Origin of the sequence: Bradyrhizobium erythrophlei, assembly GCF_042430365.1 — a bacterium.
GTDB lineage: Bacteria > Pseudomonadota > Alphaproteobacteria > Rhizobiales > Xanthobacteraceae > Bradyrhizobium > Bradyrhizobium erythrophlei.
This window is the reverse complement of the sequence record NZ_JBHMET010000016.1, coordinates 1-18,468: the sequence shown is the minus strand read 5'-3', so window position 1 is coordinate 18,468 and position 18,468 is coordinate 1. Positions and strand designations below refer to the sequence as shown.

The 18,468-nt window shown below is 61.7% G+C and carries 18 protein-coding genes and 2 pseudogenes; 15 read left to right on the top strand and 5 right to left on the bottom strand.

Translation table 11 applies throughout. The features are described from left to right. Positions 1–370 precede the first annotated feature (370 nt). A complete protein-coding gene (locus tag ACFFWD_RS02165; protein ID WP_376960966.1) occupies positions 371–1,294 on the bottom strand; it encodes a LysR family transcriptional regulator in 924 nt (307 codons plus the stop codon). Between the two features lie 106 nt (positions 1,295–1,400). On the opposite strand from ACFFWD_RS02165, the gene ACFFWD_RS02160 reads away from it, so the two are divergent. The 11 genes from ACFFWD_RS02160 to ACFFWD_RS02110 all read left to right on the top strand — a co-directional run bounded on the left by ACFFWD_RS02160 (position 1,401) and on the right by ACFFWD_RS02110 (position 12,612). Next, the gene (locus ACFFWD_RS02160; protein ID WP_376960964.1) at positions 1,401–1,724 is read left to right on the top strand and encodes a Dabb family protein; all 324 of its coding nucleotides are present in this window, start codon (positions 1,401–1,403) and stop codon (positions 1,722–1,724) included. Next, positions 1,721–2,800, top strand: coding sequence for a maleylacetate reductase (locus ACFFWD_RS02155; protein ID WP_376960962.1), 1,080 nt, complete (start codon positions 1,721–1,723; stop codon positions 2,798–2,800). Before ACFFWD_RS02160 ends, ACFFWD_RS02155 begins: the two co-directional genes overlap by 4 nt. Positions 2,801–2,804: 4 nt before the next feature. After that, positions 2,805–4,160 carry an amidohydrolase family protein gene (locus ACFFWD_RS02150; RefSeq protein ID WP_376960960.1) on the top strand — a complete coding sequence of 452 codons (1,356 nt, stop codon included), beginning with the start codon at positions 2,805–2,807 and terminating at the stop codon, positions 4,158–4,160. Between the two features lie 41 nt (positions 4,161–4,201). Beyond that, positions 4,202–5,104, top strand: coding sequence for an NAD(P)-dependent oxidoreductase (locus ACFFWD_RS02145; RefSeq protein ID WP_376960958.1), 903 nt, complete (start codon positions 4,202–4,204; stop codon positions 5,102–5,104). Between the two features lie 15 nt (positions 5,105–5,119). Beyond that, positions 5,120–6,004 (top strand): intradiol ring-cleavage dioxygenase, encoded by an 885-nt coding sequence (locus ACFFWD_RS02140; protein ID WP_376960956.1) that lies wholly within the window; start codon positions 5,120–5,122, stop codon positions 6,002–6,004. Between the two features lie 55 nt (positions 6,005–6,059). Beyond that, positions 6,060–7,451, top strand: coding sequence for an FAD-linked oxidase C-terminal domain-containing protein (locus ACFFWD_RS02135; RefSeq protein ID WP_376960954.1), 1,392 nt, complete (start codon positions 6,060–6,062; stop codon positions 7,449–7,451). Next, the gene (locus tag ACFFWD_RS02130; protein ID WP_376960952.1) at positions 7,448–8,974 is read left to right on the top strand and encodes a sugar ABC transporter ATP-binding protein; all 1,527 of its coding nucleotides are present in this window, start codon (positions 7,448–7,450) and stop codon (positions 8,972–8,974) included. The genes ACFFWD_RS02135 and ACFFWD_RS02130 overlap by 4 nt, the downstream gene beginning before the upstream one ends. After that, entirely contained in the window at positions 8,967–9,917 is a 951-nt protein-coding gene (locus tag ACFFWD_RS02125) for an ABC transporter permease (RefSeq protein WP_376960950.1), read from the top strand. The genes ACFFWD_RS02130 and ACFFWD_RS02125 overlap by 8 nt, the downstream gene beginning before the upstream one ends. Beyond that, positions 9,914–10,891, top strand: coding sequence for an ABC transporter permease (locus tag ACFFWD_RS02120; RefSeq protein WP_376960948.1), 978 nt, complete (start codon positions 9,914–9,916; stop codon positions 10,889–10,891). Before ACFFWD_RS02125 ends, ACFFWD_RS02120 begins: the two co-directional genes overlap by 4 nt. A 43-nt stretch (positions 10,892–10,934) precedes the next feature. Further along, positions 10,935–11,912 (top strand): sugar ABC transporter substrate-binding protein, encoded by a 978-nt coding sequence (locus ACFFWD_RS02115; RefSeq protein WP_376960946.1) that lies wholly within the window; start codon positions 10,935–10,937, stop codon positions 11,910–11,912. A 157-nt stretch (positions 11,913–12,069) separates the two neighbouring features. Beyond that, on the top strand, positions 12,070–12,612 hold the full coding sequence (locus ACFFWD_RS02110; RefSeq protein ID WP_376960944.1) for a VOC family protein: 543 nt from the start codon (positions 12,070–12,072) through the stop codon (positions 12,610–12,612). Between the two features lie 145 nt (positions 12,613–12,757). Here ACFFWD_RS02110 and ACFFWD_RS02105 read toward each other — a convergent pair whose 3' ends face one another. Next, positions 12,758–12,973: a LysR family transcriptional regulator gene (locus ACFFWD_RS02105; protein ID WP_376960970.1), complete on the bottom strand. Its 216-nt coding sequence runs from the start codon at positions 12,971–12,973 to the stop codon at positions 12,758–12,760. A 170-nt stretch (positions 12,974–13,143) separates the two neighbouring features. Here ACFFWD_RS02105 and ACFFWD_RS02100 point away from each other — a divergent pair. The 4 genes and pseudogenes from ACFFWD_RS02100 to ACFFWD_RS02085 all read left to right on the top strand — a co-directional run. Continuing rightward, positions 13,144–13,328: pseudogene (locus ACFFWD_RS02100) on the top strand (SDR family NAD(P)-dependent oxidoreductase); the annotation flags it as partial. 170 nt (positions 13,329–13,498) lie between these two features. Then, the gene (locus tag ACFFWD_RS02095; protein ID WP_376960968.1) at positions 13,499–15,199 is read left to right on the top strand and encodes an extracellular solute-binding protein; all 1,701 of its coding nucleotides are present in this window, start codon (positions 13,499–13,501) and stop codon (positions 15,197–15,199) included. Positions 15,200–15,511: 312 nt separating this feature from the next. Continuing rightward, complete coding sequence (locus ACFFWD_RS02090; RefSeq protein WP_376960942.1) at positions 15,512–16,288, top strand: SDR family NAD(P)-dependent oxidoreductase; 777 nt, start codon at positions 15,512–15,514, stop codon at positions 16,286–16,288. A gap of 26 nt (positions 16,289–16,314) precedes the next feature. Further along, a complete protein-coding gene (locus ACFFWD_RS02085; protein WP_376960940.1) occupies positions 16,315–16,542 on the top strand; it encodes a hypothetical protein in 228 nt (75 codons plus the stop codon). Positions 16,543–16,794: 252 nt separating this feature from the next. Here ACFFWD_RS02085 and ACFFWD_RS02080 read toward each other — a convergent pair whose 3' ends face one another. The 3 genes and pseudogenes from ACFFWD_RS02080 to ACFFWD_RS02070 form a co-directional block, all read right to left on the bottom strand. Further along, positions 16,795–16,992 (bottom strand): zinc-binding dehydrogenase, encoded by a 198-nt coding sequence (locus ACFFWD_RS02080; protein ID WP_376960938.1) that lies wholly within the window; start codon positions 16,990–16,992, stop codon positions 16,795–16,797. A 215-nt stretch (positions 16,993–17,207) separates the two neighbouring features. After that, positions 17,208–17,409 (bottom strand): annotated as a pseudogene (locus ACFFWD_RS02075) (IS630 family transposase); the annotation flags it as partial. 174 nt (positions 17,410–17,583) lie between these two features. Continuing rightward, positions 17,584–17,886, bottom strand: a complete 303-nt coding sequence (locus ACFFWD_RS02070; protein WP_376960936.1) for a hypothetical protein — start codon at positions 17,884–17,886, stop codon at positions 17,584–17,586. Between the last annotated feature and the right edge of the window lie 582 nt (positions 17,887–18,468).

Sequence of the window (18,468 nt, the reverse complement as noted above, 5' to 3'; positions counted from 1 at the left end):
AGGCAACCAAGGTCAGCATGTGAATGTCTCCTCAGTCGGTCTACGAACGCCGCGGCGGCGGCGTGGCGTGAAGTGAATATAGAAATGGCGGCGGCGAGCTCCAACGACGGAAATGTTCAAAATGAATATTTCGTCCTTGGAGTCCTTGGAGTTCTCTCGCAGGCAGAACCCCGCAGAAGCGAATCCCGTCTAATTGGATTGAGGCAGCTAGACGCGCGACCTAGGACTGAGGATATGTGACGCGGGCAAGCTCCCGCATTCGACAGACTGACGAGAAGGGGAGATTGAGACGGTCGGCAAAAAGCGCGCATCGACCAAAACAATGGGCCAACAGATTTCCTCGCGCCAGCCGGCTCGAGCCATTTGCGCTCTACTCCTTTGGCGCAATCCAAATTCCCGGATCCGAGTTCTTGCGGATATGATCGAATAAAAAATCCATGAAGACTCTGATTTTGGCCGGCAGCCGGACGCGATTCTGGTAGGCGATATTCATCGTCAGCAGCGGCAGTTCCCAATCCGTCAAGACCGGCACGAGCTTGCCGGCTGAAATGTCATTTTGCACAATGTAGAGCGGCTGGATCAGGATGCCCAGGCCCCCGAGAGCCGCGCCACGGATCACCTGGCCGTCATTGCTGTCGAGCGTTGGCACGATGCGAACAGTCTGCTCGGCATTGCCCTTACTGAGCCGCAGCGAGTAGGGATCGTTTGCGAGGTTGTAGATCAGCATGTCGTGGCGCGCGAGGTCGGCGGGATGTTCTGGCCGGCCACGGCTCGCAAGATAGGATGGTGCTGCCGCCAGCACCCGCCGCATCTGGCCAATGCGTCGGACGATGATGTTGGAATCCGGCTCCTGCTCCCTCGTGCGGATCGCGACGTCGATGCCAGCCTCGATGAAATCAGGATAGCGGTTGGCGGCGATGATTTGAACGCTGAGGTTTGGATAGAGCGCGCGAAACGCGGGCAGCATCGGCGCCAGATAGATCATCGCGAACGACAGCGAACTCGTGATGCACAACGTCCCCTTTGGTGATACCGCTCGGTCTCTGACGGCGTCCTCAGCCTCGGCCAATTCGTTCAGGAGCGTGCTGCAACGCTGCAGAAGCTCCTGCCCTGCTTCCGTTAGCCATTGCCGGCGCGTGTTGCGCTCGATCAGCCGGACCGCAAGCCGCTCCTCCAACGCACTGAGATGGCGGCTCGCCGCGGCATTCGACATCCGCAAGGTCTCCGCGGCCCTGGAAAGGCTGCCAAGTTCGGCCGTCTTGGAGAAAACCTCGAGCTGCAGCAGGCGATCCATTTTTTCTCAAATCGGAAAAGAGACTTCCAGATTTTGCTCTTTATTTCCGAGACCCGCAAGGCAAAATGCACTCAGCACGCAAGATGGCAGGTGAGGAAATCAGGAAATGTCGAGTGCGATCAGGCACATCGTGATGTGGCGGCTGCGCGGTGAGACCGCCGAGGAGCGCGCTGCCGCCCGGTCGAAGGTCAAGACCCTGTTCGAAGGCCTGAAAGGCCGAATTGACGGCCTCACGCACATCGAAGTCGGCGTCGATGTCAGCAATATCGACTACGCTTGCGACGTCGTTCTGGTCTCCGAATTCGCCGACAGCGCCGCGCTGAAGGCGTATGCGACCCATCCGGAGCACCTGCGCGTTCGTGAAGAGCTTGGCGACCTGCGGATCGGGCGCTTCCAGGTCGACTACCCCATCGAAAAGGCCGGCGCATGATTGGGTCGTTTACCTTCGAAAATCTGCCTTGCCGCGTCGTGTTCGGCAGCGGAACGATCGGTGTGGCCAAGGCTGAGATCGAGCGGCTCGGCGGCAAGCGCGCCCTGGTGCTGACCACGCCGCAGCAGGAGGGACAAGGCAAGGACCTCGGCTCAGCCCTTGGATCGCTCTATGCCGGTATCTTCGCCGGGGCCACCATGCATACGCCCGTCGAGGTGACCGAAAAGGCGATCGCAGCGATGCTGGCCTGCGACGCCGACTGCGTCGTATCGCTCGGCGGCGGCTCGACCACCGGACTGGGCAAGGCGCTGGCCTTGCGCACCGGCGTCAACCAGCTCTGCATTCCCACGACCTATGCTGGCTCGGAGATGACGCCGATTCTCGGCCAGACTAAGGACGGGCTCAAGACCACGGTGCACGACGCCGCCGTGCTGCCGGAAACCGTGATCTACGACGTCGACCTGACGCTGACGCTTCCGGTGAGTTTGGCGGCGACCTCCGGCATCAACGCGATCGCGCATGCGGTGGAGGCGCTGTACGCGCGCGATGCCAATCCTGTGACCTCGCTGATGGCAGAAGAGGGCATTCGTGCGCTTGCGCGGGCGCTGCCCGCCATTGCCGCGAAGAGTGATGACCGCGAGGCTCGCACCGAGGCGCTTTACGGCGCTTGGCTGTGCGCGGTCTGCCTTGGCACCGTCGGCATGGCACTGCATCACAAGCTTTGCCACACGCTCGGAGGCACGTTCGATCTCCCGCATGCCGAGACGCACACCATCGTGCTGCCGCATGCGTTGGCCTACAACGCGCCGGCGGCTCCTGAAGCGATGGGGCGGATTTCGCGTGCGACCGGCGCAGCCGATGCGGCGCGCGGCCTCTACGATCTCGCCAAGCGGCTCAACGCAAACCTGGCGTTACGCGACATCGGCATGCCCGAGGACGGCATTGACAAGGCTGCGGATCTGGCGGTGACCAACGCCTATTGGAATCCCCGTCCCCTCGAACGCAACGCCATTCGCGACCTCATCGCGCGCGCCTGGGCGGGTGAGCCACCTATCACAGCAAAAGCGGCGGCTTGATCGAATGCGCCGCACCCTCATCAAATCGGCAATGGTCATCAGCATGGACGCCGGGATTGGCGATCTCAGTGCCGGCGACGTATTGGTTGAGAATGGCCGGATTGCGGAGGTGCGTCCCGGCATCGACCTCGGCAGCGGCGCCGCCGAGACCGAGATCATTGATGGTCGGGGACGTATCATCATTCCCGGCCTGATCAACGCGCACATGCACACCTGGCAGACGGCGTTGCGCGGCTTCGCGGCGAACTGGACCCTGCTCGAATACTTCCGCCGGATGCATGCGGGGTTGGCGACCATGTTCCGGCCCGACGACATCTACATCGCCACCCTCGTCGGCGCGCTGAACCAGATCAATTGCGGCGCCACCACGCTGGTCGACTGGTGCCACAACAACCCGACGCCGGCTCATACCGACGCGGCCGTGCGCGGCCTGATCGAAAGCGGCATCCGCGCCGCCTTCTTCCACGGCTCGCCGAAGCCGGAACCAAAGCCGGGCGAGCCGCACTTCTCGGAAATGCCGCACCCACGTCACGAGGTCGAACGTCTTCTGGCCGGCCCACTGGCCGATCGCAACGGGCTCGTCACGCTCGGGCTTGCCGTCCTCGGCCCGCATTATTCGACGCTCGACGTGGCCTTGCACGATTTCCGCCTCGCACGGGAGTTCAACCTGATCGCCTCGATGCATCAGGGCGGCGGTCCGGCGAAAACGCCTGGTGGCTGGGAGAAGCTGATCGAGGCCGGGCTGGTCGGCCCCGGTGTCAATATCGTCCATGGCAACGACCTGCCCGACGATCTGTTACCGCGGCTTGTCGATCTCGGCGTATCGTTCTCCGTGACGCCTGAGAACGAGATGATCCAGGGGCACGGCTTTCCTATCACAGGACGCCTGCTGAAACGCGGTGTGCGCCCCTCGATAGGCATCGACTTGGAATCCGTGTTGCCCGGCGATCTCTTCTCCGCCGCGCGCGTCGCGCTCTCGATGCAGCGAGCGCTTGACAACGCAGACATGCGCAAGAGCGAGGGCACGATTCCCGCAACGACAACCATCCCAGCGCGCGAGGCTCTGCGCTGGATCACCACCGAGGGTGCGCGCATGCTCGGCCGCGAGGACCAGATCGGCTCGCTGACGCCGGGAAAACTCGCCGATCTCGTGGTCGTCAACGCGAGCGATCTCAACCTCTTCCCGGTGCATGACCCCGTCTCGACCGTGGTGATGCAGACAAGCCTCGCCAATATCGAGGCCGTCATGATCGGCGGCGTCTGGAAGAAGCGGAACGGCCGGCTTCTGGTCGATGGGCTCGAGCAGAAGAAGGAACTGCTCGCGCAATCAGGCCAGCGGTTGGTTCATGACATCGAATAACGAGGGCACGCCGCATGATGCGGCCAAACGGACAAGAAAACATGACAGAGACTCTAAAAAACGTCGCCTTCATCGGAATCGGCAAGATGGGTCTGCCGATGTCCATACTTGTCGCCAAGGCCGGTTACGCCGTGACGGCCTTCGATCAGAGTGTGGCGCGGCTCAACGAGGCGCGCGCGCAAGGCATCGCCGTCGCGGATTCTCCAGCCGACGCTGTCAATGGCCGCCCCGTGGTCATCAGCTCTCTCCCTAACGATGCCGCGCTGCAGGCCGTGATGCTCGGCACGACCGGTCTCATCAGCGCGATAGCGCCGAAGTCGGTTCTGATCGAGACGAGCACCGTCAGCGCCGAGGCCTCGGCCGAGGTCGACGCGGCCGCGCAAGCGCGCGGGGTCACGTATCTGCGCGCTCCCATCTCCGGAAATGCAAGCATCGCTCATACCGGCGCGCTGACATGCTTCGTTTCTGGTCCCAAGGACGCTTTCGAACGTGTCAAGCCGCTGTTCGCAAGCTTCACCCGCGCGCAGACGTATCTTGGATCAAGCGAGGAAGCGCGCTACGCAAAACTCGCGGTTAATCTGATGATCGCGGTTTCGGCCGCCGTGATGGCCGAGAGCCTCGCGTTGGCGCGCAAGGGCGGCATCGCCTGGCAGGACATTTTGAAGGTGCTGGACGAGAGCGCGGTGGCCTCTCCCATGGTCAAATACAAAACCGCGCCGCTGCGAACCCGCGACTTCGAGTCGACGTTCTCCTGCATGCAGATGGCAAAGGATCTCGACCTCATCCTCGGCGCGGGCCATGCCGTCGGCGTGCCGCTGCAGCTCGCGGCGCAGGTGCGCGAGACCTATGGCTCCATCATTGCGCAGGGCGACGGCGAGACTGACTTCATCGCGACCGTGAAGCATCTCGAAAGACTGTCTGGTCTTGATGAACCAAAGCTCTGATCGACGGAGGCTCCTTTGCGCAATTTCAACGAAAACACGATCACGGATGCAGTTCTGGATCGGATCGCGGGCGCGCCTGATCCACGGATCAAACAGGTCAGCGAGGCGCTGGTGCGCCACCTTCACGCCTTCGTGCGCGAGATACGCCCGACACAGAAGGAATGGGAATTCGGCATCGACTTCCTGACCCGCACAGGCCACATGTGCGACGACAAGCGTCAGGAGTTCATCCTGCTGTCGGATACGCTCGGCGTTTCCATGCTGGTCGACGCGATCAACCATCCTGTGCCGGAAGGTGCCACCGAAACGACCGTGCTCGGACCGTTTTTCGTCGAGGCCGCCCCCGAGAGGCAGAACGGCGACGACATTTCCGGCTCGATGGAAGGCGATCCGATGCTCGTCACCGGCACGGTCTCGACCGTGGACGGCCAACCGCTGGCGGGCGCCGTGGTCGACGTCTGGCATTCCGACAATGACGGCTATTACGACGTGCAGCAACTCGATGAGATCGGCGATCTGGCGATGCGCGCACGGTTTCGCGCCGACGGCGATGGCCGCTTCCATTTCTGGTCGATCAAGCCGGCGGCCTACCCGATCCCGCATGACGGACCGGTCGGCGAAATGCTGGAAGCCCAGGGGCGTCATCCCTGGCGACCCGCACACGTCCACTTCATGATCTCGGCACCGGGCGCCGAGCAGCTTGTGACGCATGTGTTCGTAGCCGGCGACAAATATCTCGACTCCGATGTGGTGTTTGGCGTCAAGGACAGCCTGATCCGCAACTTCGTGCGCTGCCCGCCCGGTCGTGCGCCGGATGGTCGCATGGTGGATACCGCATACTATCATCTCACCTATGACTTCGGCCTGAAGCAGGTTGCGAGCAGCGTACAAGCGGCTTGAGTCGGAAGCACGAACGGACTGGTAAGAGTCTGCACGACGATGCTGGGGAGAGACGATGGAACCACGGGTCAACATAGCCGCATTGGCCGAACGCCTCGCAAGCGTGATCGGCCCGCGTGCGAGCGTGGCGAGGGGCGTGCTGGATCAGCATGGCGAGAGCGAATCCTATTATCGCGCGCTGCCACCCGACATCGTCGTCTTCCCGGAGACGACGCAAGAGGTCGCTGAGATCGTCAAGCTTTGCGCCGACGCGGTCATGCCGATCGTCCCGTTCGGCGCCGGCACCTCGCTGGAGGGTAACGCGGCCTCCGTCGCGGGTGGCGTCTGCTTCGACTTCGCGCGCATGAACAAGGTTCTGACGGTGCATGACAGCGACATGAATGTCGTTGTTCAGCCCGGCATCTCGCGAAAGCAGCTCAACGCAGAGCTCCGCGGCACCGGCCTGTTCTTCCCGATCGATCCCGGAGCAGATGCATCGATCGGTGGCATGAGCTCGACGCGAGCGTCCGGCACGATGGCGGTGCGCTACGGCACCATGAAGGATAACGTCATGGCGCTTGAAGTGGTGCTGGCGGACGGGCGCGTGATCCGCACCGGCAAGCGGGCACGCAAATCCTCTGCCGGCTATGACCTGACACGACTGTTCGTCGGCGCGGAAGGCACGCTCGGCGTCATCACCGAGATCACGCTGAAACTGCATCCACTGCCCCAGGCGATCTCGGCCGCGGTCTGTAGCTTCGACAGCTTGCACAATGCGGTCGATACCGCGATCGCGGTTATCCAGGCGGCCATTCCTGTGGCCCGCATCGAGCTCCTCGACCACGTCATGATGCGCGGCATCAATGCCTACTCTAAGCTCGGCTATCGCGAGGCGCCGACGCTGTTCTTCGAATTTCACGGCTCGGAGACGGCTGTCGCCGAACAGGCCGAGCTGGCACAGGCCATCGCAGCCGAATTTGGCGGCCGCGGCTTCGAATGGGCGAAGGCGCCGGAAGACCGCAGCCGGCTCTGGCACGCCCGCGACAATACGCTCTATGCCGGCCTCGGCCTGCGGCCCGGCGCGCGCGCCGTCATCACCGATGTCTGCGTGCCGATCTCGCGGCTCGCGGAGTGCCTCACCGACACGCGAAAGGATGCGGATGCTCACGGCTTTACCGCGCCGATCGTCGGCCATGTCGGCGACGGCAATTTCCACATGCTCATCCTCGTGGATCCCGCAAAGCCCGCTGAGATCGACGGCGCCAAGGCGCTTCAGGCCCGCATGGTTGCCCGCGCCATCGCGATGGACGGCACATGCACGGGCGAGCATGGCATCGGGCTCGGCAAGATCGACTTTCTCGCCGACGAGCTGGGCGAGGCTGTCGATGTGATGCGGTCAATCAAATCGGCCCTCGATCCAAACGGATTGATGAATCCCGGAAAGATCTTTGCGGGAGTTCGCACATGAGCTCGCCTCTGCGGATGCCCAGCCGGGACACCGCACCGCCGCTACTGGAGCTGCGTGGCATCAGCAAGAAGTTTCCTGGCGTCAAGGCGCTGGATGACGTGTCCTTTGCCGTCTACCCCGGCGAAGTTCACATGCTCCTGGGCGAGAACGGGGCCGGCAAATCGAGCCTGATGAAGGTGTTGTGCGGCGCCTATAGCGCCGACGCGGGCGAGTTCTACTACAAGGGCGAGAAGGTCTCGATCAATTCGACCGCGGATGCGCAGGAGCTCGGCATTGCCGTGATCTTCCAGGAATTCTCGCTCGTCCCTTTCCTCGACATCGCACGGAACATCTTCCTCGGTCGCGAGCCGAAAGGCCGCATCCCCGGCACCATCGGCCGCCGCAAGATCCTTGCCGAGGCGAAGCGCGTGCTGGATACGATCGGCTTCGACATCGACCCCTCGATCACGGTCGGCAAGCTCGGCGTCGCACAGCAGCAGATGGTCGAGATCGCGAAAGCGATCAGCCAGAATGCGCGCATCCTGGTCATGGACGAGCCGACCGCAGCGCTCTCCGACCGCGAGACCGAACTGCTGTTTGCCCTGATCGCGCGGCTGAAAGCCGACGGCGTTTCCATCGTCTACATCTCGCACCGCATGGCCGAGGTGTTCGCGCTCGGTGACCGCATCACCGTCCTGCGCGACGGCCGCCGCGTCGACGGCGTTCGCCCGGCCGACGTCACCCCCGACCAGCTCGTCCGCATGATGGTCGGGCGCACCGTCGACATGACTTACCCGCGCAAATTCGCCGACCAGCCCGGCGAGATGCTGCTGCAGGTGAGGGGCCTGACTTCGCCGACCGGCATCTCCGACATCAATATCGAGGTGCGCCGGGGCGAGATCGTCGGCTTGTGTGGATTGGTCGGTTCGGGCCGCAGCGAGGTCGCGCGAGCGATCTTCGGCGCGGATCCCGTGAGTGGCGGCGAGATCATCTTCAACGGCAAGCCTATCTCCGGCGAACCCGACGTCGCGGCGCGCCGCGGCATCGCGCTGATCCCGGAGAGCCGCAAGAGCGAGGGGCTCGCGCTGCTCCGCTCCGTCGGCGACAATCTCGTGGTGTCGGCGCTGAAGAAGCTGTTTCCCGCCGGACTGTTCGATCCCCGCGGCGCGCAGCGCACCGCCGGCAACCTGATCCGGCAGCTCCGGATCGCAACCCCGAGCGCGCGCCAGATCGTCGGGCTCCTGTCCGGCGGCAATCAGCAGAAGGTCGTGATCGGCAAATGGCTCGCGGCCGGCGCAAAGCTCTTCATCTTCGACGAGCCGACGCGCGGCATCGACATCGGTGCCAAGTCCGAAATCTTCGCGCTGATCGATCGCCTCGTCGCCGAAGGTGCTGCCGCGCTGATGATCTCATCGGAGCAGGTGGAAATCTGCCATGTCTGTGACCGCGCCTACGTTATGCGCGAGGGGCGAATCGCTGGACACCTGACGCGCAATGAGCTGACGGAGGAAAACATCGTGCGATTGGGGATGCATCATGCCTGAGACCGCGGTCGTTTCCCGTCCCAATCCGCTCCGACGCATTCCTGGCGTTGCCATTGTGCTGGCTGCACTGATCCTGCTGTTTGGCGCGATCGCCCCGGGCTTCCTCTCGGCTGCCAACCTCTCTAACGTGCTGGTGCAGTCTACTATCTTGACCATGCTGGCGCTGCCGATGACCCTGATCATCATGACCGAGGGGCTCGACCTCTCGATGGGTGCCGTCCTCACGCTCACTTCGCTTTGCGTGGCCATCGTGTCGGTCGCAACCAAATCGACGCTGCTGGGCTTCAGCGCCGCGGTGCTGGTTGGTGTGGCCTTCGGTACGGTCAACGGCTGGCTGGTCGCGATCCTCGGGATCCCGCCCTTTGTTGCAACGCTCGGCACTCTCGGCGTAGCACAGGGTCTGTCGCTGATCGTCTCCGACGGCCAGAGTGTCGTCGGCATTCCCCACAGCGTACGTGACATCTACTCATCGACGCTCCTGAACGTGCCGGTGCCAATCTTGGTGGCGCTCGTGACCTACGCCGCCTTTCACGCTCTGCTCTACCACACGCGCTTCGGCACCTACATCTTCGCGCTCGGGGGCAATCGCGAGGCGCTGAAATATGCCGGCCTCTCACAAAACAAGCTCCTGATCGCGGTCTATGCGCTCGGCGGCGCCATGGCCGGCGTCGCGGGCCTGCTGATGACCGCGCGCATGAATTCGGGGCACCCAACCGCAGGCTTCGGACTTGAGTTCGATGCGATCGCGGCGGTGGCGGTCGGCGGCACCTCGTTCGAGCGCGGCAATGGCTGGCTGCTCGGCACCGTGCTCGGCGTCATCGCCGTTGGTGTGCTGCGCAACGGGCTCAATTTGATCTCGCTTCCGTCTTCGGTGCAGGTCGCAAGCGTTGGCTTTCTTGTCATCGCCGCACTGTTCCTGGATGGCCTTCGGAGCCGGTCATGACTGGCATCGCCAAAGAGGCGATATCGTCGCGCCGCTCCTTGCTCTCACAGGACGCGATCCAACTCTTCTACCGTCTGCTGGCGGCGCTCCTGATCTGCGCGGCGCTGACCTTCCTGAGCGACTCTTTTCTGAACCTCGGCAACATCCTCAACGTGCTGCGGCAGGCGAGCCTGACTTTCTTCATCGCCTCCGGTCTGACATTGGTGGTGCTGACCGCTGGCCTTGACCTCTCGGTGGGCGCGAATGTCGCGCTGTCCGCCTGTCTTGCCGGCACCGTGATCCACCAGACGGGCTCGCCGGTGCTCGGAATCCTTACAGGCCTTGCTTGCGGCGGTATCGTTGGCCTTCTCAACGGCATCATGGTGACCACGCTTCGCATCCCGTCCTTTATTGCTACCTACGGCATGCTCTGGGTCCTGAGCGGCCTGACCTACTGGTACATGGCCGGCGACACCCTCCACGGCTTCCCCGCCGGCTTCCGCCAGATCGGCAGCGGCTATCTGTTCGGCCTACCGATCCCGGTCTATTTGCTGCTGATCTTTCTCGCGATCGGCACGTTGTTCGCGCAGCGCACGATCTGGGGCCAGGAGATCTATGCGATCGGCGCCAATCCGGTCGCGGCCCGGCTCTCCGGCATTCCGGTCGCAAGGCGCCTGCTGCTCGTCTACGCCGTCTCCGGCATCATGGCGGGCCTGGCTTCGATCATCTTCCTGTCGCGGCTCAATTCAGCGGAGGCCGATATCGGCGAGAGCCTGACGTTGCCTGCAATCGCGGCCGTGCTGATCGGCGGCACCTCACTGTTCGGCGGCGTCGGCACCGTATTCGGCACCTTCGTCGGCGCGCTGATCCTGACGCTGGTGTTGAACGGCATGAACCTTTTGTCCGTCAACGCCAACTGGCAGCCGCTCGTCACCGGCATCATCGTCATTCTCGCGGTCTGGCTCGACATGAAGACGCGACGGCGCACGCAATGAGCTTTCATCCAATCCAACAACCAGAATGAGGGATGGAGATAACATGAGACACCAAAGACCGGTCTGCCGGGCACTGCCGCTCTTGATTGCTGCTGCGTTCTCGACGCAAGCCCACGCCGATGGTGAAACGATCGCCGTTTTCACGAAGAACCAGACGAATCCCTACTTCCAGACCGTCCGCGTCGGAGCTGATGTGGCAGCAAAGTCGCTCAACGCCAAGACGCTGCAATATATCCCGACCAAGCCGGACTCGATCCCCGAGCAGCTCAGCCAGATCGAGGACGTCGTGGTGAAGAAGCCGAACGCCATCGTTTTCATTCCCGTCGACTATAAGGCAATGGTGCCGGGCGTAGAGAAGATCAATGACGCAAAGATCCCCATCGTCAACATCACGGACCGCTCGGCGGGCGGTAAGTTCGTATCCTTTGTAGGCGCCGACGACTATAGCCTCGGGCTCGAAACCGCACGCTATCTGCTCAAGACACTCGGTGGCAAAGGCAACTTCGTCATTATCGAAGGCGTCAAGGGCTCGTTGACCAATATTGACCGCGTCCGCGGCTTCAAGGACGCTCTGAAGGAAAATCCGGGTGCAAAGCTGGTGGCGTCGCAGCCTGGCAACTACCAGCGCCTCCAAGCGCTCCAGGTGATGGAGAACCTGATGCAATCCAATTCTCAGATCGACGGCGTGCTCGCTGCCAATGATGCCATGGCGATCGGCGCGATCGAAGCGCTGGAGGCCGCCAACCGCAAGGCGCAGGTGGTCGGCATCAACGGCACCAAAGAGGCCATCGATGCCATCAAGTCCGGCAAGCTGCTCGCGAGCGGCGACTATAATGGCTTCGCGCAGGGCTGCCTCGGTACGATGATGGCGATCCGTACTCTTCGCGACCAGCCCGTCATCAACGAGATCGTGTTAAAACCAACCGTCGTCACCAAGGACAACTTCCAGCCCCTCGACGTGCCGCTGGAACAACGGGCCTGTCCGACCTTCGAGCAGGCCGGCAAGCTCGGCAGCAAGTAAGCTCCCACACGCTTATCAAACCCAGCCACGGCCGTTCGCGACCGGGATCATTGTTCTTCTGGCCGTGCTTATCGACCGCATGTCGAACCGCCGCCAAGGCTGACAGCCAGCAATGCTCCATCAACCCGGCTGCGCCACGCGCGGCGGAGAGGAAGACATGTCCAAAGCACCCGCACTCGCACTCAACCATGTGGGCATCACTGTGCCCGACATCTTCGGAGCCATCGACTGGTACGTGAAGGTGTTCGGTGCATCTCACATCATGGGGCCGAGGCTGCTCGCGGCAGCAGAGAAGGCCACACATGAGACACCCGGCATCTTCGGCCGCCGGTTCAGGAAGGCCTACCAGGCGCATCTGCTGCTCGCCAACAGCGTGGGGCTCGAACTCTTCCAGTTCATCGACCCGCCGGTGGAGACACCGGAGGAGAACATGCCTTACTGGATCAGGGGCCCTTTCCACATCGCGCTCACCTGTGCCGATGTCGACGGGCTCGTGGCCAAGATCATCGCGAATGGCGGCAAGGCGCGCAACGCGCCGATCGACTTCGTTCCCGGCCGACCCTGGCGTCTTTGCTACTGCGAGGACCCATGGGGGAACGTTGTCGAGATCATGTCCGCGAGCTACGCGGAAATGTTCGGGAACTGGCCGCAGCCGGGCATGACCGAGCAACCCATCTTCGTCGAGCGGCCGAAAGCCTGAGATCCGAAAACTCCAGTGCGGTTCACATCGTGGTTGCGGCCTCAGGCACGAGCCACGCCGTACATCAGCAACTTGAGCAGATCCTTTCCGGATACTTAAGGGCCGACCAGATTCAAATGAAAGTACCGGGTTTCCTGACATGCGCCTACGTCGCCAAACCGTCGCGCGGCTGAATCGCCGCTGTGGACGCCACTGCTTCTGTCTCCGCCAAATCGTCGAGGATGGAAAGCGCCCGATCGTAAAGCGTCTTGCCGGTCTTGGTCAGCGAGAGCCGCCGCGAGCTGCGGTTGAGCAGCCGGGCGCCGAGCGCCCCCTCGAGCTCGTTCACATAACGGGTCACATTGGACGGAGAGGTCTCCAGCTTTCAGCGGCACGGGTAAAACTGCCCCGCCCGGCTACCGCGGTGCACACCTCAAACGCTCGAAGGCAGTCGATTTTCCACCCGATCGTTCATAAAAACTGAATGATCTAACCAGCTTCTGTGCCTTCTTCCAAGTCCGGCGAACGAGAGCCATGGACATGACCCAGCGGATCGGACGTCTTCAGGACAAGGTAGCCATCATCACCGGCGCAAGCTCGGGCATCGGCCAAGCCACCGCCAAGCTGTTCGCCACCGAAGGTGCAAAGGTGGTGGTCGGCGGCACCGGCGCGAGAACGAAATCGCAAGCCTCGTCGCCGACATCAAGGCCGGCAGCGGCAATGGTGTCGCACTCGCCCTGGGTTCTGACTGCTACCTAAAAAATGCCCACGGAAGACGACCCGCAGCAAGTGGAAGCCTGCATGTTCAACCCGGGAGGCAGGAGGCCCAACCCAGCGTAGTCCACCCTTTTGCTTGACGTAGGCGCTAATGTTAGCCTCCACAGCCCGGGAGGGCGTCGTGGATCAGATGACGGACTACGAGCTGCTTCGGATCATCAACTTCCTGGAGCAAATCCGCGCTCCATATGATCAGCTGCATGCCGCCAGTCCGGATCCGGTCTGGAATATCGTCCTATTTCTGATTAAGAGCCATCTGCGTGGCGACCTGGTCACCAAATCGTCTCTGGCGTCTGTCGCACAAATTCCTTTCGCCAGCGCAATGCGGCGCATCCATCGGCTGATCGAAGATGGATACATCGAGCAATACAGCCGTAATTCCAGGGGCAGGTCCTTCTACCTTGCGCCGAGCCGACGGCTGAAGTCGAACTTCACCTCCTATGCCATGAAAGTGAAGGTGCTGCTCGCCGAGACCTTCGGCCTTGGCAAGGGCAGCGCCAAACCCGACGACTACTATTTTGGTGGGGCCTATATGGTCGATCAGATCATCCCGCCGCTGAAGATCATGGAAAGCCGACTGCGGCCGACGCAGGAGCTTCGCTTTCTGCTGCACGATGACAATTATTTCGCCTCAATGCGCAACATGTGGTCGGACTTCCGTTCGAAGTTGGCCTCGCGGAAGAATTTTACGCTTCTCCCTTTGCCTGAGCTGCACCAGGAGCTGTTCAGAAATGCTACGCGCAAGGAGAGCGAGTATGACGTCATATGCATCAATATGCCGTGGCTCGGCGAGGCCGTTAAGGATGGCATCGCTCAGCCACTCGACGAATTTCTTGCTGACAGCGGCATGAACCCGCTCGATTTCCATCCCAACATCTGGTCGACCGGACATTGGAACAACCAACAGTACGGAGTCCCGATCTACTGCACAATCGAAACGCTAGCGATTCGCAAGGATCTCTTCGAGGCGAACAAGCTGCATGCTCCGACAACGTTCGAGAATGTGATCGAGGCGGCCAAGTATCTTCACCAGCCGAAACGCGGCATGCAAGGCATCGTCTGGAACGCCGCCAAAGGAATGCCGATTGCCCATACTTTCATGTTCCTCATAGGATCCTGTGGGACGCCGATCATCAACGTACCGATGTTGGGAGTCGCGTTCGACTACAGCCACATGTCCGGCGAGATGTACCGTCCGAAGATTATGAGCGAGGCCGGGATGCGCACACTCGACTATATGCGCCAGTTACTCGCGGTGTCTCCACCTGACATCCTTGTGATGGATTGGAACCGCGCTCTCGAGTTTTTCATGCTAGGACGCGCGGCGATGATTTACTGCTGGACGATGCGCGCGTCACGCTTCGAGTACGATATCCGCTCGGTCGTCAAGCGCAACGTCGAATACCTTCCGCATCCGCATGGCCCAAGGGGCCCGACAATAAGCCCCGTCGGCGGCTTCTTGCTCGGCATTCCGGCTCGCCTGCCCCCAGAACGTTCGAAGTTGGCCTTCGAAGCCATTTCCTGGATGGCCTCGCCGGCGGCGATGAAGGAGCACGTCAAGAATGGCATTCCGGTCGCGCCACGCTTCAGCGTCACTGCCGACCCGGAAGCCAACGCGGCTACCCCAATTGTGCGTTTTGTGGACCGGTTGGCCAAGCAAAACAAGCTGCGCACCTGGCAGCGCCCACCCGTCCCCGAATACTTCGTGATGGAGCAGATCATCGGCGAAGAGATTTTTGCAGCGCTCAGCAGCCAAATCGCGGATCGCGAGGCTCTTGAACGTTGTCAGAACCGCATCGACAGGATAATGCGCGGGGCCGGACGCTATTGACCGTTCGTCACGCCGACAGCGGCGCGACTCCCGAAGGCTCAAGCAAGACTCTCATTGTGAAAACTCTTCGCGATCGATCCGCATATCCGTCTCATGACGATGGTGAGCAAGCGCAAAGCGTGAACGTCGCCATAGTCGAGCCGCCGCCCCACCGCCCCCGAATTATCAAAATGAATAACTTTTGGGATGCCTCGGGGCGCATGCTTGGCCAATATCGGCGAGAGAAGCGGGCGAGCGGTGGCCGTTCGGAAACGGGGCGGGCCGCACTTCGCCTTGATGAAAGTGTAGCGCCGCATTTAAGGAGGATCAGGTATGGAACTCGAAGGGAAAGTCGCAGTCGTCACGGGAGCCGGGCGCGGAATCGGTACGGGCATAGCCACAGTTATGGCCAAGCATGGGGCTGACCTAGTGCTGACGGATCGCGATATTGCTGGCGCCGAGGAGACGGCGACCCAAATCCGCAGGAGCGGCAGGAAGGTTATCGTTCTCCAGCACGACGTGACGTCCTGGGACTCGACGCAAGCCGTAGCCAAGACGGCGATTAAGGAATTCGGCCGCGTCGACATCTTGGTGACAAACGCGGGGGTCTCGAAGAGCGTACCGTTCGCCGAACTAACGGCGGAGGAGTGGGACCGCGTGAACGACGTGAATGCGAAGGGCGTGTTTCTGTCGTGCCGAGCTTTCGTGCCCCACATGATTGAGAATAAGTACGGCAAGATCATCAACATTTCATCGATGGTGGGCAAGGAAGCAATCCCGTTCTTCGCGCATTACTGCGCTTCAAAATTCGCCGTAATCGGTCTGACGCAATCGATGGCCAAGGAGCTCGCGCCGCACAACATCAACGTCAACGCGGTTTGCCCAGGCATCGTGCGGACACCGCTGTGGGATCCATTGCTGCAGCAACTTTCGGTCAACAAGAACATCACGCAGAAGGAGGCCTGGGAGGAGTTCGTGGACGGCATTCCGTTCAAGCGTCCGCAGTCGCCGGAGGACATCGGCGAAGCGGTCGCATTCCTTGCGTCGGACCGTGCCCGTAATATCACGGCGAGCGCCGCAAACGTGTCTGGTGGCCAGATGATCTGGTGAGCGGCCAAGGAGCGGAGGCGGTGTCTATGACACCACCTCCCCACGGGGCGGTCGCGAAGGAAGAAAACGTTGGCAATCCGGCGGGAGTAGGAAGTCGTCGCTCTTTGGAGCCGAATGTGGTGGCACTGCCAGCGGCCGGTGGATGCCATTTCTTCATCACTGCGCCCGGCTATCGGCAGCTCACGACGCAGATCCACATCGACGGCGACAAACATCTGCACGCGACTTCGCGTTCGGGACCCGCGATGACCTGATCCCGCCGGCCGAGCGCGTCGCTGACGCGGCCGCGACCCATAAGGCGGGCTCAACTGCAGTTCGTGCGCATCGGCTTCCATTTCGGGATTACGAAGTCGCTGGAGCGCCCGCGACGGTGGTCCATCGCGAGCACACGGTGGCCGCCTGAGGCGCCGGCTGCAAAAAGGAGGTGCTGCGCGGCAGCTGTATACAAAGCGTTGATCGCGGCCGGAACAACCGCTATTTCGTCAGGGCGTCGATCATTGACGCAGTCAGGAGGTGACGACGACTATCTTGCCTCCTGCAGAGTTTTCTTCCATGGAGCGATGGGCTTCGGCGATCTGATCGAGATGAAAGACCCGTCCTATGTGGACGTGAAGAGTGCCTGCTTCAACCTGCTTTATACTAATCCTCAATTTGATCGACCGATATAGGCCCAATCGCGGAGCGCGATTGACATGATCTTCCACGACTGGGCGATGAGGGTGTTCCAAGCGTAACAGCAGTGATCGACGACGTCATCGTAGGCTTTGAAGACGCGGTGACAGCATTTTGGCGCATGAACTGCCAGATGCTCTCCTGGCTGTTCAGCGCGGGACGAACGCAGCGGCAAATGGCATCAGCGAGACGTTGTGCGGGACCTTCAGCTCCTTCGCTCCGTGCATTCCGGACCTGATCAAGGATGACGATGCGTGGGCACCAGGGCTGACCTTGCTGGCAATCTCGGCGAGATGACGCTGCATGGCTTGGCTGTTGCAGAAGAGCAGCACCAAAGCCGCGCCGGTTTCGAGCGCAGGGCACACGGCACCGAACAGGTACGTCGAATGCGTACGTTGATCGTGGGCAGCACGCGGCCGCGATCCCTTTCTGGCCCAGCGATAGGTGAGCAGGCGATAGAGGACAGGCTCCCTGCCGGCATCTACGCTCACAAGGGGTTTGGTCACAAGGCTCATCACGCATTCGATCGCATCGTCGTGACCTATGTCGTCCCCGCATGCGACCGAAGCGGCGGACGCGAGGCTGAAGCTTGTTCGGAAGACCGAAAGGCGACGCAGGACGGCCTATTCGGTGATCGACAGAAGCTGATAGCTCCATTCCAGCATCGCTGACAGCGTTTGATGGCGCGGCGCCGCAGTTCGTCGCCCGCGAGAGAGCAGAGTGAGATTGTCATCAAATCGGGCGGCGAGTTCGTGCAATCCGAGGCGCGGCCCTCTGGCAGCGGCCGGCTCGATCCCCAGTGCCAACTCATCGAGCTTGCGAGCGATCTGACGAGTGTCGGCGACTTGATCTTCCGACAACGATTGGACGTCGCCGTTTGCCATAGCGCGCTCGACGAACAGTAGTTCGCTGGCCGAAAACGACATGGCCTGGACTCGGGTGAGCCCTTGCGGTCCTCATAGGGCTCCAACGCAGATAGTCGATGCACCCATTCTCCGTCGACGTCGATCGGCTCTTGGCTGGTGGCGAGGATGTACGGCGCGACATTCGTGGACCTCGCGCCGATTACCGACGCTGGACTCATACCGAGCACGGTTGCGAGCGCACTCAACCTGTCACTTGCGCCGCAGGACCCCACTGTCGTCCTTGGCAAACAACCTGAGGGAGGCGGATGCGCTCCGCGAGCACGTCGTTGGCGACGTTGCAACCCTGTTGGGTCGCCTGCTGTGCGACACTGTCGATGAGCGGCGGCGCGGTCGCCGCTGTGTCAACTGACGCACGTGCGTTGTGTTCGGCGCTCTCAATGTGTCGGATGACACATGACTGACACGGGATTCGCTTCTGCAGGGTTCTGCCTGCGAGAGAACTCCAAGGACGAAATATTCATTTTGAACATCTCCGTCGTTGGAGCTCGCCGCCGCCATTTCTATATTCGCTTCACGCCACGACGCCGCCGCGGCGTTCGTAGACCGACTGAGGAGACATTCACATGCTGACCTTGGTTGCCT